This is a genomic window from Microbispora sp. H10949 (assembly GCF_014161435.1).
Classification (GTDB): Bacteria; Actinomycetota; Actinomycetes; order Streptosporangiales; family Streptosporangiaceae; genus Microbispora; species Microbispora triticiradicis.
In genome coordinates, this window is the sequence record NZ_JABBWZ010000018.1 from 56,111 (window position 1) to 71,899 (window position 15,789).

Sequence of the window (15,789 nt, forward strand, 5' to 3'; positions counted from 1 at the left end):
GGGCCTCGCACAGCCCGGTCCTCACTCTGCCCAGGGGACGCGGCCTATTCGGCCATCTCGGCGCGTACCTGCTGGATGCGGGTCAGGACCCTGGCGCGCAGGTCCTGTGGCACGGGATCGCACCCGCAGTGCTTGGCCACGAGGCGCTTGACCGCCTCCTCCAGGCCGTACTCCTCAAGACAGGGGCCGCACTCGTCGAGGTGCTTCCTGATCTCGGCGATCCGGTCGTTGTCGAGCTCGCCGTCCAGGTAGGTGTAGACCTTGTCGAGCACCTCGCCACACGGCGTGTCGTGGTGTTTCCCGCAGCTCATCGCTCCTCCTCGCCAACCGTCCCGCCCTGATCCGCGCCGCGGGAGTCCGGCCGTACGAGGCCGCGCTCACGCGCGTAGTCCTCGAGTTGGTTGCGGAGCTGCCGGCGGCCGCGGTGGAGGCGCGACATCACGGTCCCGATGGGCGTGCCCATGATCTCGGCGATCTCCTTGTACGGGAAGCCCTCCACATCCGCCAGGTAGACGGCGATGCGGAACTCCTCGGGAAGTGCGGCGAGAGCATCCTTCACGTCACTGTCGGGAAGATGCTCAAGCGCCTCGATCTCGGCCGACTTCAGCCCGCTGGACGTGTGCGACTCCGCCCGCGCGAGCTGCCAGTCCTCGATCTCCTCGGTGCCCGCCTGCTTGGGCTCCCGCTGCTTCTTCCGATAGCTGTTGATGAAGGTGTTGGTGAGGATGCGGTAGAGCCAGGCCTTGAGGTTCGTCCCCTCCTGGAACTGGTGGAAGGAGGCGAAGGCCTTGGCGAAGGTCTCCTGCAGGAGATCCTCCGCATCCGCTGCGTTACGGGTCATCCGGAGCGCCGCGGAGTAGAGCTGGTCGAGAAACGGCATGACGTCGCGCTCGAACCGCTCGCTGCGCTGCTCCAGAGTCTCCTCGGCTGTCTTGGAGACCGGACCCACCCCCTTCAGGACGCCGTACCCAGCCGAGGATACCGGTCCGCCCAGGCCGGGCCAGTCGAGGCCTTCTGACAGCACCAACGTCTTCATGCACAACTGCAACAGGGCGGGCGTAGAGTCTGTTCCCGGTGCAGTTTGAGGTGACGAACGACCCGGTGCGGGGAAAAAACCAGGCACCGGCGAGGGAGTGTCCGGCCGATGCCGTCCGTCGCGTGCGTGTGCCGGACACGACCGAGGTGGCCCGGAGACCGAGTTTCGCCGTTCCACGCGAGTGCGCGGGGACGGCCAGAGTGCAGGAGCCGCTCGTGCTGCCTATACCGGCCAACGAACTCAACGGCTCGGGCACACTCGGGCCGTACTGGACCTTCTATCACGCGGTGGTCGCCGAGCAGCTCCGGCGGTGGCTGCCCGCCCGTCCCTCCCTGCTGCTGGACCTGTCCGGCGGACGGGGGCGGTGGCCGGCCCAGGCGGCGCGCGCCGGGCACCGCGTGGTCGAGGTCGTCGACTTCCGCAGGCCGGCGGATCCCTGGCTGCGCGACGCCTCCGAGCGCATCCAGAAGGTGCGCGCCGACGATCTGGGCTTCCTGCCCGACGGCAGCGTGGACGGCGTCATCGCCGAGGAGCGCGTGCTGTCGGTCGAGATCATGGCGGAGTCGGTCGTCGAGGACGTGGCCCGGGTGCTGCGGCCCGGCGGGCGCGCTCTGTTGTGCGTCGACTCGCTGGTCCTCGGGATGGCGATCCTGGCCGAGCAGAACTATTGGGCGCACCTGTGCCAGACCGGGGAGGTCATGCTGATCCCCTGGCCGGACGGCAGCATCACGCGCTGCTTCACCACCCAGCAGGTGCGCGAGCTGGTCACCGGCGCCGGGCTGGAGGTCGAGTGGGTGCGCCCGCGCACCGTGCTGTCCCCGTCCACCGTGGACCACGTGCTGAGCTCGGAGAGCAAGTCGCTGTCCTGGCTCGTGCGCACCGAACTCGAGACCCAGGCGGACGGCGACGACACGGTGGGAATCCACCTCGTGGCCAGCGTGCGCAAGCCGTCCTGAGCGCGGCCGCCCGGGCCGGCAGGGCGGGCCGGCAGGGCGGGCGGGTCGGCAGGGCGGGCGGGTCGGCAGGGCGGGCGGGTCGGCAGGGCGGGCCGGCCGGTCAGCGCCGGCGCTCGGCCCGCGACTGGCACTGCACGCAGCGCGCCGCCTCCGGACGGGCCTCCAGCCTGCCGTCCGGCACGGCCGACCCGCAGTCGACGCACCGCCCGTAACCGCCGTCGTCCAGCCGGCGCAGCGCCGCGAGCACGGCCGTACGCTGCCGGCCCGCGGCGTCGAGCATCGCCCGGGCGCGGTCGGCGTCGGTGAGACCGGCTCCCGCGTCGGCCGAGGACCCGCCGTGCCGGTCCGTGCCCGCGCGCAGCACGCCGATCGACCGGTCGAGCTCGTGCAGCATGCTTTCCAGGCGCATACGCGCGGTCGCGACGTCCACGAATCCGCACCTCCGGGAGTGGGGAGTCATCCGTCCAGGAGCCCCCGGCCTCCCGGTCGGTCAGCGGCCGTTCACTTACCGTGCAACCGCTTTCTCGAACGGATTCCCACTTCCCGCGCCGCTTACACCCTCTAGCCGAGCGTCGGGACGTCGTCGCCTTCCAGCGGCTCGACCAGCTCGGGACCGTTGTGGCGGACGTTGTTCACGACGTCGGACACGGCGTACGCCTCCAGCCGGTCAGGGCCGGCCGGGACGAGGAGCCCGGTGGGATCGGTGACGCCGGGGTCGAGCCACTCCGCCCAGCGCTCCCGCTCGACCATCATCGGCATGCGGTCGTGGATGCGGCCCAGCCTGTCCTCCGCCGTGGTGGTGATCACGGTGCAGGTGCACAGCCACTTCAGCGGGTCGTCGTCCGCCCGGCCGGGGTCCTTCCAGAACTCGTAGAGCCCGGCCATCGCGAGCACGCCGCCGTCGGCCGGGTGGATGAAGAAGGGCTGCTTCTTCTTCCCCTCGACCGGCATCCACTCGTAGTAGCCGTCCGCCGGCAGCAGGCAGCGGCGCGACTTCAGCGCCCTGCGATAGGACGGCTTCTCCGCCACCGTCTCCACCCGGGCATTGATCATGCGGGAGCCGACGGACGGATCCCTGGCCCAGCTCGGCACGAGCCCCCACCGGACCAGCCGGAGCTGCCTGACCGGCCGGTCACCGGCGCTCTCGCCGCCCTCGTCCTTCGGCACCCGGCACATCACCGCGTAGACGGTCTTGGTGGGCGCGACGTTGTAGTCGGGCCGCAGCTCCTGGTCGGGCACGCCGTCCAGCTCGACCTCGAACTCCTCCAGCAACTCCTGCTTCTTGCGCGCAGACGCGTACCTCCCGCACATGTCATCAAGACTGGCACAAAGACCGCCGTCCCGGCGGGCCCCGCGCGGCGTGCGGCCGCCGGAGAGGGGCCCGATAAGCTTGCCCGCATGGCCTCTCCGCAGTCCGCGTCCGGCGGCGCCGAGCCGCATGCCACCCGTCAGCACGACGTCGACGGGCCCCGGGTCGACGAGCCCAGGGTCGACGAGAACGGCGTCGACGCACCGCTCTGGCCCGCTCCGGTGGCCGCCGGGCCGGTCCGCGCGACGGTGCGCCTGCCCGGTTCGAAGTCGGTGACCAACCGCGCGCTGGTGCTCGCCGCGCTGGCCGACGCCCCCGGCACCGTACGGCTCGCGCTGCGCAGCCGCGACGCCGACCTCATGGCGGCGGCGCTGCGCGCGCTCGGCGCCGAGATGACGCCGTCCAACGAGAGCGCCGACAGCGTGGACTGGTCGGTGACCCCGCGTCCCGTACGCGGCGGGGTGTCGATCGACGCCGGGCTGGCCGGGACCGTGATGCGCTTCGTGCCTCCGGTCGCCGCGCTCGCCGGCGGGCCGGTCTTCTTCGACGGCGACCCGCACGCGCGCAAGCGCCCGATGGGCCCGATCCTCGGCGCGCTGCGCGCGCTCGGCGCGTCGGTCGACAACGACGCGCTGCCGTTCACGATCCGCGGGCCGATCTCGGGCGGGGAGGTCGTCCTCGACGCGTCCGTCTCCTCCCAGATGGTCTCGGGCCTGCTGCTGGCCGGCGCGCGCTTCGAGAAGGGCGTGACGGTGCGGCACGACGGCCCGCCCGTCCCCTCGATGCCGCACATCGAGATGACCGTGCAGATGCTGCGCCGGGCCGGGGTCGAGGTGGACGACACGGAGACCGACGTGTGGCGGGTGCAGGCCGGGCCGGTCCGGGCCGGTGACGTCACGGTCGAGCCCGACCTGTCCAACGCCGCGCCCTTCCTCGCTGCCGCCCTGGTCACCGGTGGCGCCGTCGTCGTGCCGGACTGGCCGGAGGAGACGACGCAGGGCGGCGACGCGCTGCGCGGGCTGCTCGCCGAGATGGGCGCGCGGGTCGAGCGGGTGCCGGAGGGCCTGCGGGTGACCGGCACCGGATCCCTGCGGGGCATCGACGCCGACCTGCGGGACGTCAGCGAGCTCACGCCCACGATCGCCGCGCTCGCCGCGCTGGCCGACGGCCCCTCCCGGATCAGGGGCGTCGCGCACATCCGGGGGCACGAGACCGACCGGATCACCGCTCTCGCGACGGAGATCAACCGGCTGGGCGGCGACGCGCGGGAGACCGACGACGGCCTGGAGATCCGTCCCCGGCCGCTGACCGGCGGTGTCTTCCGGTCCTACGCCGACCACCGCATGGCCACGGCGGGCGCCGTCGTCGGCCTGGTCGTGCCGGGCGTCGAGGTCGAGGACATCGCGACGACCGCCAAGACGCTGCCCGAGTTCCCGCGCATGTGGGCCGCGATGCTGGGCAGCGAAGGCCTCGGCGGAGGGCTCGGCGAGGGGCGCTGATGGCGGCACTGGGACGATCGGGGCACGGGAACTGAGCAGACGGCGCTACGACGAGGACGACGTCAGGATCAGGCCGGGCAAGGGCTCGCGGCCCCGGACGCGCATCCGGCCTGCCCACAGCGAGGCGGTCGAGGGGTTCGTGGTGGCCGTCGACCGCGGGCGCTACACCTGCCTGGTCGGTGAGGGCGTGCCCGGCACCGAGACGTCCGGGCGGCGGAGGGGCGAGCGGACGCTCGTCGTCGCGATGAAGGCGCGCGAGCTCGGCCGTAAGGGCATCGTCGTGGGCGACCGCGTCGCGCTGGTGGGCGACGTGACCGGGCAGCCCGACACGCTGGCGCGCGTCGTCCGCGTCGAGGAGCGGACGTCGATGCTGCGCCGCAGCGCCGACGACACCGACGACATCGAGCGGCCCATCGTCGCCAACGCCGACCGATTGGTGATCGTCACCGCCCTCGCCGATCCGCCGCCGCGTCCCCGCATGATCGACCGGATGCTCGTCGCGGCCTTCGACGCCGACATCGAGCCGCTGCTCTGCCTCACCAAGTCGGACCTCGCCCCAGCCCGCGACCTCGTGGCCCTCTACGAGCCCCTCGGCGTGCCGTACGTCGTCGTCCGCAGGGGCGGCGCGCTCGACGAGCTGGCCGGGGTGCTCGCGGACCGGATCAGCGTGCTGGTCGGCCACTCGGGTGTTGGCAAGTCGACCCTGGTCAACGCGTTGGTGCCGCACGCCCGCCGGGCCGTGTCCCACGTGAACGCGGTCACCGGCCGGGGCAGGCACACCTCCACCTCGGCGGTCGCGCTGGAACTGCCCGAGGGCGGCTGGATCATCGACACGCCGGGCGTGCGCAGCTTCGGGCTCGCCCACGTCTCGGTGGAGACCGTGCTCGCGGCGTTCCCCGATCTCGTGGACGCCACGGCCGGCTGCCCCAAGGGCTGCACCCATCTCGACGACGACTGCGCGCTCGTCGGCTACGTCGCCGAGGGGCACGCCGATCCCGCGCGCCTGGAGTCCCTGCGGCGGCTGCTCGCCAGCCGCGAGGGCGCTCCGGACGAGGACTAGGACGAGGCGCCGCCGACGGCGAGCGCGACGGCGAGCACTCCGAGCATCCCGCCCATGACGATCCGCTGCGCCCGCAGCCACCCCGGCCGGTGCGCCAGGAAGCCCGCGACGCCACCGGCGGCCAGCACGATCGAGCAGTTCACCGTGGCGGCCACCGCGATCTGGAGAGCGCCGAGAACGACGCCCTGGAGCAGCACGTCTCCCCGGCTCATGTCGACGAACTGCGGGATGACGGACACGTACAGGACGGCGATCTTCGGATTGAGCAGGTTCGTCATCAGGCCCATGGCGAAGAGCCGCCGCGGGGGGTCGGGCGGCACGTCCCGTACGGCGAACACCGAGACGCCGCCGGGCCGGACGGCCTGCCAGGCGAGCCACAGCAGGTAGGCCGCCCCGGCCAGCCGGATCACGGCGAGGACCCGCGGGAACGCCGCGAGCAGCACCGCCAGGCCGAGGTTCGCGGCGGCCAGGTACACGAGGAAGCCCGCGACGACGCCGCTCAGGGAGACCAGCCCCGCCCGGCGTCCCTGGCCGATGCTCCGCGACACGAGATACATCATGTTCGGGCCCGGGGAGAGCACCATTCCGAGCGCCACGGACACCACGCCCAGCACCGCGTTCCGTTCCACCATCGATGCCGCCTTCTTCGTCGAAAAAGTCTTTGATGCGGTCCGGAAGGCTTTTTCAGGCTATTTCACGCGCTTTATCGAATGCAATGTTTATATTGCTCTCGGAGCAATTGAGAGGAGGAGACCGTGGACGACTACCGGAAGCTGGCCGACGAGGTGGCCGCCGACATCGCGGCCGGGCGGCTGAGGCCGGGTGACCGGCTGCCGCCGCAGCGGGACTTCGCCCGGCGGCGCGGCATCGCCGGGTCCACGGCGGCACGGGTCTACGCGGAGCTGACCCGTCGCGGCCTGACGGTCGGCGAGGTGGGCCGGGGCACCTTCGTCCGCGCCTCCGCCCGGCACGCCGGGACGGTCCTGGCCGAGCCCGCCGCCACCCGGATCGACCTGGAGCTCAACCATCCCCTCATCCCCGGGCAGGCCCGCCTGCTGGGGGAGGGCATCCGGCCGTTGCTGCGCCCCGACCTGCTGGAGGCGTCCCTGCGGCCGGTGGGCGCGGCGGGCACCGCCGACGCCCGTGAGGTCGTGGCGGACCTGCTGGCCCGCGCGCGGTGGCGGCCGGACCCCGCGCGGGTGCTGTTCGCGGGCAACGGACGCCAGGCGATCGCGGCCGCCGTCGCCGCGCTGGCCCCTCCCGGCTCGCGGCTGGGCGTCGAGGAGCTCACCTACCCCGTCCTGAAGACGATGGCGGCCCGGCTCGGGGTCACCCTCGTGCCCCTGGCGGCCGACGAGGCGGGCCTGGTCCCCGGCGCCGTCGAGGCCGCCGCGCGCCGGGCCCCGCTGAAGGCGCTCTACGTCCAGCCGACGCTGCACAACCCGTTGTCGGTCAGCATGCCGGTCGAGCGCCGCGCCGAACTCGCGGACGTGCTCGCGCGGCTGGACCTGCCCGCGGTGGAGGACGGCGTCTGGTCCTTCCTCCGGCCCGATCCGCCCCCGCTCGCCGCCGTGGCGCCCGATCGCGTGATCCTCGTGGACAGCCTCTCCAAACGGGTCGCGCCCGGCCTGACCGTCGGGTTCGCCGTCGTACCCGAGGCCGCCGTCCCCGGCGTGACCGCCGCGCTGCACTCGGGAGGCTGGGCGCCGTCGCGGTTCGCGCTGGACGCGGCGGCCCGGCTCGCCGCGGGCGGTGTGCTGGACGCGCTGGGCCACGGCAAACGGCGGGACGCCGAGGCCCGGCAGGAGATCGCGGCGCGTCACCTCGGCGGGTTCGCGGTGCGCGCCGACCCGAGGTCGTACTACTGCTGGTGGGAGCTGCCGCCCCCGTGGCGGGCCGACACGTTCGTGGCCGCCGCGGCGCGGCACGGCATCGGCGTCACCCCGGCGGCGGCGTTCGCGGTCGGCGACTACCGCGCGCCGAACGCCGTCCGCCTGGGCCTCGCCTCCCCTCCGGCGGAGACGCTGGAGCTCGCCCTGGCCACCCTCGCCCGGCTCGCCAGGTCCTCCCCCGACGAGGTCCTCGCGGACTGACCGCCGACTGACCGCGGGCCGGCCGCGGACCGGCTCAGGCGTCCCGGTTGGGGCGGAGGGTCCAGGAGACGGTCATCTCGGTGACGACGACGCCCTCGGCGTTCCGGATCTCGACGCCGACCTCGAACTCGGGCCGTTCCCCCGCGTCCAGGCGGGCGACGACCTCCTCCCGCCCCGCCCGCAGGGTGGCGGCGGCCGTGACCTCGCCCGTTGCGAGCTTCACGTAGCGGATCGCGGCCCCGGTCGCCAGCGGCACGGCCCGCGTGAGCTGGTCGCCGAACGCCGACAGCATCGCCGCGCCCGAAGCCGTCTCGGCCAGCGTGAACAGGGCGCCGGCGTGCGGGCCGCCGATGTGGTTGCGCAGGTCCTCCCGGTCGGCCAGGCGGGCGACCGCCGTGCCGGAGCCGACCGAGTCGAACGTGATGCCGAGCAGCCGGGCGAACGGGACGCTGTCGAGGAGAAAGGCGGCGATGTCCATGGCCGAGATGTTACCGAGTGGTACGGCCCGGAGTGATCCGTCCGCCGATGCGAACGGGGAGGGTCGCGATACCTTGGGGCATGTGACGGAGTATCGCGACGACCTGAACCTCGCGCACCTGATGGCCGATGCCGCCGACGACATCACGATGCGCCGTTTCAAGGCCGTCGACCTGCGGGTCGACACCAAGCCCGACCTCAGCCCGGTCAGCGACGCCGACCGGGCCGTCGAGGAGGCGATCCGGGGCACCCTCCGCCGCGCCCGGCCCCGCGACGCCGTCGTGGGCGAGGAGTTCGGCACGACCGGGTACGGCATGCGCTCGTGGGTGATCGATCCGATCGACGGGACGAAGAACTACGTCCGCGGGGTGCCCGTGTGGGCCACGCTGATCGCCCTGATGGAGCACGGCAGGGTCGTCGCGGGCGTGGTCTCGGCCCCCGCGCTCGGCCGCCGCTGGTGGGCCGCCAAGGAGGGCGGCGCGTGGACCGGCCGCAGCCTGAGCAAGGCGTCCCGCTGCGAGGTCTCGTCGGTGGGCCGGCTCGACGACGCCTCGTTCTCCTTCTCCGACCTGGAGGAATGGGAGAAGGCCGGGCGGCTCGAACCGTTCCTCGACCTGACCCGGGCATGCTGGCGCAGCCGCGGCTACGGCGACTTCTGGTCGCACATGATGGTCGCGGAGGGCGCGGTGGACGTGTCCGCCGAGCCCGAGCTGTCGCCGTGGGACATGGCGGCCCTCACGATCATCGTGGAGGAGGCCGGCGGCTCCTGCACCTCGCTCGACGGCGCCTCCCCGCTCGACGGCGGCAACCTCGTCTGCACCAACGGACTGCTGCACGACGAGGTGCTCAAGCGCCTGTCCCCCCGCTGAACCTCATCTGAACCTCAGGGACCGGCGTACGGCAGGAACGACAGCCGGACGTGCTCGTCGTACGGCACGACGAGCGTGCCGCCGCCCCGCCAGACGAGGGGCCACCGGGAGCCGGTCGGCCATTCGGCGGGGATCAGGAACAGGCGGCCGCCGGACTCGGTGAGCAGGCGCAGGTGGTGGTACCGGTAGGCGAACCGGCGGCCCTTGGCCTTGGGGAGCCTCGACTCGGTGGCTCCCGCGAACTCGGGCCCCAGGTCGAGCGGCTCGGTGGTGTCGAGCACGACCTCGGGCCGGCGGTCGAGGCCGGCGACGAAGTCGGCCGCGCGGCTCCTGCCGTACGCGATCGCGTAGCCGGCGCTGGCCCAGAACAGGCTCGCGACCGCCAGCGAGACGACGGCCACGGCCGCCGCGCGTTCGAGCAGCCGCTGCCGGTGGACGCGGCGCCACGTGACCAGCCAGCGGCCGTAGGCGCCGAGCAGGGTCCCGGCGCCGAGGCAGAGCGCGCTGGTCCCGGGCGCCTCGCGGGCGGCGACGTCCGGGGCGAGCGTCCCCGCCACACCCCTGCCGACCAGGAGTACGCCCACCACGAGCAACGCCCATCCCGTCACCGTCAGCGCGGGCGACCGCACGGCGGGATCGTCGATCGACGCGCGCCGGCGGCGCCGTACGAGGCGGCTGATCTCGACGTGGCCCCACAGGGCCAGGAGCGCGACGAGGAACAGCGCGGCCAGGGGGAACCACAGCGCCTCGGAGCCGTACAGCAGCACCGCCTGCGTCGGCAGGTCGAGGATGTCGAGATCCAGGCCGAACAGGGCGAAGCGGCGGCGGCTCGACACGTAACCGAAGTAGAAGAGCAGGCCGACGGCGATGCTGGGCGGCAGCGCGCCGATGCCCACGGCCTGGGCGAACGCGGCGAACCTGCGTTCGAGCGGACTCGGCTGCGGGGCCTCCTCCTCCCTCTCCTCGGTCATGGCCTCACCCCTGTGCCGGCTCGTCCGTCGGCACCTGATCGGTGGGTTCGCCGGTGGGGCTCGGCGTGGTGGACGGCGGCCCCGACGGCGGGGGGCAGGGGGCGGCGCGGATGCCGGGGAAGCCTTCGGACGGATTGGGGCAGTAGTAGTACGTGAGGGCGTATTTCCAGGTCACGACGGCCGGCTCGGCGGGCGAGGGCGACGCTGGGATGCCGTCGCAGACGGGGGCCTCGTGGTCGACGCACGTCCGCTGCAGCGTCAGGACCAGCCGTGCCTTCGAGTCGGCGTCTCCTTCTCCGTCCAGCCCGAACGGGCAGACGGATCCCCCCGGGGTGAGCACCGTCCCCTCGCAGGAAGCGGCCGGGCCGTCGAACGTACACGGATAACCTCCGGGAGCGGCGGTCATCTCTCCCGGGCCGTCCTGCACCAGGCGCACCCGCACGACCCGCACCTCGCCGGGGATAGGGCTGGACAGCGTCACGCAGGTGCTGCCGCCGCCCCCCGTACCCTGGGGGCCGCTGAAGTCGCCGTCGAGCGTCGGGCCCGACGTGAGGGTGAAGTGCCCGGTCTTGCGCCCGTTTCCCCCGCCGCCTCCGGGCCCCGCCCCGCCCTTCGGCCCTTTCCCGCCGCCGCCCGCCGCGCCGGTCGCGGCATCGGTCGCGGCCGAGGCCGTTCCCCCGTCCGTCTGCGGATCATCACAGCCGGCCAGCGCGATCACGACGAGCGCGATCGGCAGGATCCATGCCCACCGGTGTCGCGGGCTCGTGCCGGCCCGCGCCTGAACGGCTCTGCGAATCACTGTCCTGCGGCGTCCCATGGGGCGACGGTAAGAACGCCGCGAGGGCCCGCCAAGAGTAGCCCCCTACTCACAAGAGCGGATGTATCAGGCGCACGCCACAAGGCTCATGAGGACATGAACGATCCACGAGACCGATGGCCGTTCTGCGGCCGGGCGGAGGAGCTCGAGACGGTGCGCGCCGCCGTACGCGGCGTCAGGCGCGGCATCGTCGTCGCCGGTGAGGCGGGCACGGGGAGGAGCAGGCTGGCCGCGGAGGCCGTCGCGGATCTGGCGCACGTCCGGGTGACGGGGACCCGCGGGGGCGCGTCGCTCCGTTTCGGCGCGTTCGCCCATCTGCTGCCGGGAGCGGCCGCCGACTCGCTCAGCCGGGCCGTACAGGTATTGCATCGGGTGCGGGTGCTCGTGATCGACGACGCCCACCTGCTCGACGACGCGTCCGCGGCCCTCGTCCACCACCTGGCCGCGCACGGGGGCGCGCATCTGCTCGTCACGGTCCGCGCGGACGAACCGGCGCCCGAGGCCGTGGCGGAGTTATGGCGGCGGCACCTGCTGCCCCGTCTCGACCTCACGCCGCTGTCCGTGCCCCGGACGGGCGAGCTCCTCGCCCACGTGCTCGGGGCCCACGTCGAAGAGCTCACCGTACGGCGGTTCCACCGGGTCTGCGGAGGCGACCTGCGGCTGCTGCGCGAGCTGGTCGCCGCCACCCGTGAGGCGTCCGCCCTGGACCGGGCCCACGGCGTGTGGCGCTGGCGGGGCGAGGTGCCGGTCACGGCGACGCTGCGCGATCTGGTGTCGGCGGAGATCGGAGAGGTCGACGACGCGGAACGGGAGGCCCTGGAGCTCGTCGCCTTCGCCGAACCGCTGGAGGCCGGGGCCGCCGCCGCTCCCGTGCTGGAACGGCTGGAGGCCAGGGGCCTGGTCGTGATCGACGACGACTTACGGGTGCGGCTGGCCCACCCCCTGTTCGGCGCCGCTCTGCGCGCCGGTGTCGGCCGCCTGCGCGCACGGCGGCTCGCCGGCACGGCCCGGCCGCCGCGGGATGTGGCGCGTGCCCTTTCCGCGCAGGTCGCGGAGTTGACGGCACGCGGCTACGCGGGGGATCTCACGGGGCTCGTCCCGGGTGCGGGTGAACGCCTCACCGAGGACGACGCGGGCTGGGAGCAGCCCGGGATGGCCGAGTTCTGCGCCCGCAGGGCGTGGCTCGCCCGGCTGCGGGGGGAGGTCCGGGACGCGGTGGCCTGGAGCGGCGAGGGGACCCGGCGCGCCCCCGGGCACCACGCCTGCTCCGCCGAGCTCGCCCGGGCCGCCGCCCACATCGGTGACCTGCGCACCGCCGAGGAGGCGCTGGGCCGGTGCGGAGACGACGCGTCCGCCCGCGCGTGGGTCCTGGCCGCGCGGGGCGACCTGGACGGGGCGCTGCGGTGCGCGCTCGCGGCGGCGGGGAATGCGAGACGTGACGGTGCGGACGACCTGTTCGCGCTGCACGACGTGGCCCGGCTCGGCGCGCCCGAACTGGTGACGAAGCGGCTGGACCGCCTGGCCGAGACGATGAGCGGCGATCTCGCGGCCGTGCTCGCCGAGCACGCGGCGGCGCTGGCCGCACGGGACGGGGCGGCGCTCGACAAGGCGGCGCGCAGGCTGGCCGACCTCGGTCTGCTGCTGCACGCGGCCGAGGCCGCCGGGCACGCCGCGAACGCCCACCGGAACGGCCGCGCCGCCGCGGCGTCCCTGGCGCACGCGTCGGCGCTGGCCCGCGCCTGCCAGGGGGCCCGCACCCCGGTGCTGACCGGCCTCGCCACCCCTCGGCTCACCCCGCGGCAGCGGCAGATCACCGCGCTCGCCGCGGCCGGTCTCACCAACCGGGAGATCGCCCAGCGGCTCGGCCTGTCGATCCGCACCGTCGGCAACCAGTTGTGCCGCGCCTACCAGAGGCTCGGCAGCAGCGACAGGAGCTCTCTGGGACGGCTGATCGGCCTGGCGTAGGAACGTTCCCGTCAGGCCCCGCCGATCGCCGTGAAGGACCACGCGGTCGCCTGGTGGAGAGGATCGTCCGGAATCTCCCGCCTGGCGTCGCGCAGAGCCTCCGCGGTGGAACGCCCGGCGCTCAGCCCGGCGTGGAGCGCCAGCATCAGGGGGATCACGGCCTCGTCGTGCACCGGGACGAGACCCGCGACGATGCCGGCCGTTCCCAGTGGGAGCAGCGCGGCCGCGAGGCCGAGCAGCTCGTCGGCGCCCACGGGCTGCAGACCGCCGGAGTCACAGCTCGGCAGGATGATCCGGTGGGGTGCCCGGCCCAGCCGTTCGAACTCGTACACGGTCAGCGGACCGTCGGCCATGCGAAGGCTGGAGAACATCGGGCTGTCGGCTCTGAAGATCCCATGGGCGGCGATGTGCGCGAGCCGGGCGCCGTCGATCGCCTTGAGGACGGCCGAGGCCGTCGCGCCACCCTCCTCCAGGACGGTGGCGCCGCCGTACAGCCGGGCGAGTGGCGGCACCTCTCCCCCGCCGCTGCCCAGGCCGGGGCCCCGGACGAGCACGATTCCCGACGCCGGGCCGCCGGCGGGCGGAGGGACGAGATCGACCGCCCGCAGCCAGGCGCGGGCGGACGGCGACACGCTCACCACGCGGTCGCGCAGCGCGGGGAGCACGGCCCACGGCACGCCGTGCAGGCGCCCCGGCGGGACGATCACGATCGGCCCCTCCCCGAGATGCCGGGCGGCCGGCCCGAAGAGCATGTCCTGGAGACGCCGGCCGGCCTCCTCGACCAGCGCGAGCCGCCGGGGCGCTCCCTCGTAGGCCAGCCGCCGCAACCCCGCGCGCAGATGCTCCACCTCGGCCGCCGCGTCGGCGATCCGCCCCGCGCCGTACCCCCGGACCCGCCCTTCGCCGCACAGCAGCACGTGCAGGTCACCGTCGACCTCGGCGATCTCGGCCAGCCTGGTGCCGCCGAGCCTGCGGAGCAGCGCCCCGGCGTCGAAACGGTCGCCGCCCGGCTCGCCCCGGGCGCGCATGGTCAGCGTCCGGCCGCGGATCTCCCGCTCCAGCCGCGCCCGCTCCCGATCGAGCGAGGCGACGGGGGCGCCGGCGGAGCGGGCGGCGTCGGCCCGGCTCGCGATCTCGCGGAAGGCCGTCACATCGCGCAGCAGCTCCCGGTCGCCGGGCGAGCGCGCGGGCGGCACCGCCAGGGCGGTCGCCCGCCAGCGTTCGCTCCACGCGAGGAGCCGCCGCGCGTCCCCGGACCGGCGGCTGACCCGCTGGGCGAGCGCGGCCAGCTCCGCCCCCCGGGCCGTGGCGCGGGCCCGCAACTCGGACGCGCCCAGCGTCAGCCTGTGCTCGTCGAGCACGTCGAGCCCCCGGCGGCACGCGTGGAGCACGCCCCGGGGCCGCCCCTCGGACTCGGCCCGCAACGCGTGGGCGAGCCAGCCGTCAGCCCGCGCGAAAGCCGGTCCCCTGAACCGCCCCCGCGCGGCTCGCGCCAGGTGGGGCGCCGCCTCCTCGGCCCGGCCCAGCGCGAGCGCGGCCCGGCCGGCCAGCAGGAACGCCTGGACGTCCTCGGGTGAGCCCAGCCGGGACAACGTCGCGGCGAGGGCCGCGGCGTCCCGGGCCAGGCTCGGGGAGATCCGCCCCGAGGCGAAGCGGGCCTGGCACAGTGTCAGGCGGGCGTGCGTCTCCCACCACTCCCGCTTCTGCGCCGCGAACAGCCGGATCGCCGGCCGTACCCGCGCGATGGCCGTCTCGGGGTCGCCCGCCGCGAGCGCCGCGCCCGCGGCGGTGAACAGGAGCTGCGCCCGCCTCGTGGGCTGCCCGCCGGTCCGGTCGAGCAGGTCGATCGAGGCGTCCGCGCGTTCGAGTGCCTCGCGCGGCAACCCCGCCGCCATGAGCGCGGCGCAGCGTTCCATCTCCAGGACGAAGGCGGGCGTGCCCAGGGCGAGGTAACGTCCGGCCGCCTCGTCGAAGTGGCCGAGCGCGGCCGGGAGGTCTCCCGACCGGAAGGCGGCGCGACCGCGGTTCTCCAGCGCCACGACCTTGTCGTGCTCCTGGTCCGTGGTCGCCCACAGCCGCTCGGCGACGAGGAAGTCCTGGTCCGCGCGCTCCACGGAACCGAGCGCGAGCAGCAGGGTGGCGCGGAGGGTGAGCGCCCGGGCCGTATAGATCGTGTCGCCCGCCTCGCGCAGCTCCGGGAGCGCCCGCCGCAGGTCGTCGAGGGCCTCCCGGTGCCGGCCGAGGATCCACAGCGCCCCCGCCCGCAGGAACAGGATCTTGGCCGCGGACACGCCCGCCGACCGTTCGCGGGCCTGGTCGAGCGCGGCCAGGCCCGGCCGCGTACGGCCGGAGTGGACGAGGGCGATGCCCAGAGTCGCCAGGACGTCGGCCTCGCGGGTGGCCGAGCCCGTCCTCCGGGCCAGCGCGCGGGCCCGGCGCAGATGCCCGAGGGCGGTCGTGAGGTCGCCGAAGTCCCGTTCGAACAGGCCGAGGACGTGGTGGGCCACCGACGCCTCGAACGGGCCGGGCCGACCGGCGAGCAGGGCACGCGCGCCCGCGAGGGCCTTCCGCGGCTGGGAGAAGACCAGGGGCAGCAGGTCGAGCGGATCTCGGGGGTCCCCGGCCACGGAAGGGATGCTAGACGCGGGCCCGCCGGTTCGTCCACACTGCTGCCCATCGGGGCCCGCCTCCTGCCGGCGGTTCCGCCCGGGCTCTCGCCGGCCGGTGTATCAGCGTT

Annotated in this window: 15 protein-coding genes; 6 read left to right on the plus strand and 9 right to left on the minus strand. The window is 74.4% G+C overall.

What is annotated here, in order from left to right; all coding sequences use genetic code 11:
• Positions 1-44 precede the first annotated feature (44 nt).
• Together rsrA and HHX40_RS33555 are read right to left on the minus strand one after the other, a co-directional pair.
• Positions 45-311: a mycothiol system anti-sigma-R factor gene (gene rsrA / locus HHX40_RS33550; protein ID WP_117408816.1), complete on the minus strand. Its 267-nt coding sequence runs from the start codon at positions 309-311 to the stop codon at positions 45-47.
• Entirely contained in the window at positions 308-949 is a 642-nt protein-coding gene (locus HHX40_RS33555; RefSeq protein ID WP_117408844.1) for a sigma-70 family RNA polymerase sigma factor, read from the minus strand. Before HHX40_RS33555 ends, rsrA begins: the two co-directional genes overlap by 4 nt.
• Positions 950-1,251: 302 nt before the next feature.
• Here HHX40_RS33555 and HHX40_RS33560 point away from each other — a divergent pair, with 302 nt between their 5' ends.
• The gene (locus tag HHX40_RS33560; RefSeq protein WP_182877759.1) at positions 1,252-1,992 is read left to right on the plus strand and encodes a class I SAM-dependent methyltransferase; all 741 of its coding nucleotides are present in this window, start codon (positions 1,252-1,254) and stop codon (positions 1,990-1,992) included.
• 100 nt (positions 1,993-2,092) lie between these two features.
• Here HHX40_RS33560 and HHX40_RS33565 read toward each other — a convergent pair whose 3' ends face one another.
• Both HHX40_RS33565 and HHX40_RS33570 read right to left on the minus strand, forming a co-directional pair.
• A complete protein-coding gene (locus HHX40_RS33565; RefSeq protein ID WP_117408817.1) occupies positions 2,093-2,422 on the minus strand; it encodes a TraR/DksA family transcriptional regulator in 330 nt (109 codons plus the stop codon).
• Positions 2,423-2,553: 131 nt separating this feature from the next.
• Positions 2,554-3,303, minus strand: coding sequence for an SOS response-associated peptidase (locus tag HHX40_RS33570; RefSeq protein WP_182883783.1), 750 nt, complete (start codon positions 3,301-3,303; stop codon positions 2,554-2,556).
• Positions 3,304-3,390: 87 nt separating this feature from the next.
• Between HHX40_RS33570 and aroA the strand changes: the two genes are divergently transcribed.
• Entirely contained in the window at positions 3,391-4,800 is a 1,410-nt protein-coding gene (gene aroA / locus HHX40_RS33575; RefSeq protein ID WP_182883784.1) for a 3-phosphoshikimate 1-carboxyvinyltransferase, read from the plus strand.
• Positions 4,801-4,831: 31 nt separating this feature from the next.
• Complete coding sequence (gene rsgA / locus HHX40_RS33580) at positions 4,832-5,860, plus strand: ribosome small subunit-dependent GTPase A (RefSeq protein WP_182878099.1); 1,029 nt, start codon at positions 4,832-4,834, stop codon at positions 5,858-5,860.
• Here the strand turns inward: rsgA and HHX40_RS33585 are convergent.
• A complete protein-coding gene (locus HHX40_RS33585; protein ID WP_182883785.1) occupies positions 5,857-6,492 on the minus strand; it encodes a LysE family translocator in 636 nt (211 codons plus the stop codon). The two genes, rsgA and HHX40_RS33585, sit on opposite strands and share 4 nt — an antisense overlap.
• Positions 6,493-6,615: 123 nt before the next feature.
• Here HHX40_RS33585 and HHX40_RS33590 point away from each other — a divergent pair, with 123 nt between their 5' ends.
• Complete coding sequence (locus HHX40_RS33590) at positions 6,616-7,953, plus strand: PLP-dependent aminotransferase family protein (RefSeq protein ID WP_182883786.1); 1,338 nt, start codon at positions 6,616-6,618, stop codon at positions 7,951-7,953.
• A 34-nt stretch (positions 7,954-7,987) separates the two neighbouring features.
• Here HHX40_RS33590 and HHX40_RS33595 read toward each other — a convergent pair whose 3' ends face one another.
• Positions 7,988-8,431 (minus strand): DUF4442 domain-containing protein, encoded by a 444-nt coding sequence (locus HHX40_RS33595; protein WP_182883787.1) that lies wholly within the window; start codon positions 8,429-8,431, stop codon positions 7,988-7,990.
• Positions 8,432-8,513: 82 nt separating this feature from the next.
• Between HHX40_RS33595 and hisN the strand changes: the two genes are divergently transcribed.
• Positions 8,514-9,299 (plus strand): histidinol-phosphatase, encoded by a 786-nt coding sequence (gene hisN / locus HHX40_RS33600; RefSeq protein WP_182883788.1) that lies wholly within the window; start codon positions 8,514-8,516, stop codon positions 9,297-9,299.
• Positions 9,300-9,313: 14 nt separating this feature from the next.
• Here the strand turns inward: hisN and HHX40_RS33605 are convergent, their stop codons facing one another.
• Both HHX40_RS33605 and HHX40_RS33610 read right to left on the minus strand, forming a co-directional pair.
• Complete coding sequence (locus HHX40_RS33605; protein WP_182883789.1) at positions 9,314-10,270, minus strand: hypothetical protein; 957 nt, start codon at positions 10,268-10,270, stop codon at positions 9,314-9,316.
• A 4-nt stretch (positions 10,271-10,274) separates the two neighbouring features.
• A complete protein-coding gene (locus tag HHX40_RS33610) occupies positions 10,275-11,087 on the minus strand; it encodes a hypothetical protein (protein ID WP_182883790.1) in 813 nt (270 codons plus the stop codon).
• Positions 11,088-11,183: 96 nt separating this feature from the next.
• On the opposite strand from HHX40_RS33610, the gene HHX40_RS33615 reads away from it, so the two are divergent.
• Complete coding sequence (locus tag HHX40_RS33615; RefSeq protein WP_182883791.1) at positions 11,184-13,052, plus strand: helix-turn-helix transcriptional regulator; 1,869 nt, start codon at positions 11,184-11,186, stop codon at positions 13,050-13,052.
• Between the two features lie 11 nt (positions 13,053-13,063).
• On the opposite strand, the gene HHX40_RS38040 is transcribed toward HHX40_RS33615, so the two are convergent.
• Positions 13,064-15,679, minus strand: coding sequence for a CHAT domain-containing protein (locus HHX40_RS38040; RefSeq protein WP_220499893.1), 2,616 nt, complete (start codon positions 15,677-15,679; stop codon positions 13,064-13,066).
• Positions 15,680-15,789: the final 110 nt, after the last annotated feature.

Excerpts from the sequence above, each read along its gene's own strand:
- rsrA (WP_117408816.1), bottom strand. The coding sequence starts at position 311 with ATGAGCTGCGGGAAACACCACGACACGCCGTGTGGCGAGGTGCTCGAC.
- HHX40_RS33585 (WP_182883785.1), bottom strand. The coding sequence starts at position 6,492 with ATGGTGGAACGGAACGCGGTGCTGGGCGTGGTGTCCGTGGCGCTCGGA.
- HHX40_RS33610 (WP_182883790.1), bottom strand. The coding sequence starts at position 11,087 with ATGGGACGCCGCAGGACAGTGATTCGCAGAGCCGTTCAGGCGCGGGCC.
- HHX40_RS33605 (WP_182883789.1), bottom strand. The coding sequence starts at position 10,270 with ATGACCGAGGAGAGGGAGGAGGAGGCCCCGCAGCCGAGTCCGCTCGAA.
- HHX40_RS33570 (WP_182883783.1), bottom strand. The coding sequence starts at position 3,303 with ATGTGCGGGAGGTACGCGTCTGCGCGCAAGAAGCAGGAGTTGCTGGAG.
- HHX40_RS33595 (WP_182883787.1), bottom strand. The coding sequence starts at position 8,431 with ATGGACATCGCCGCCTTTCTCCTCGACAGCGTCCCGTTCGCCCGGCTG.
- aroA (WP_182883784.1), top strand. The coding sequence starts at position 3,391 with ATGGCCTCTCCGCAGTCCGCGTCCGGCGGCGCCGAGCCGCATGCCACC.
- HHX40_RS33615 (WP_182883791.1), top strand. The coding sequence starts at position 11,184 with ATGAACGATCCACGAGACCGATGGCCGTTCTGCGGCCGGGCGGAGGAG.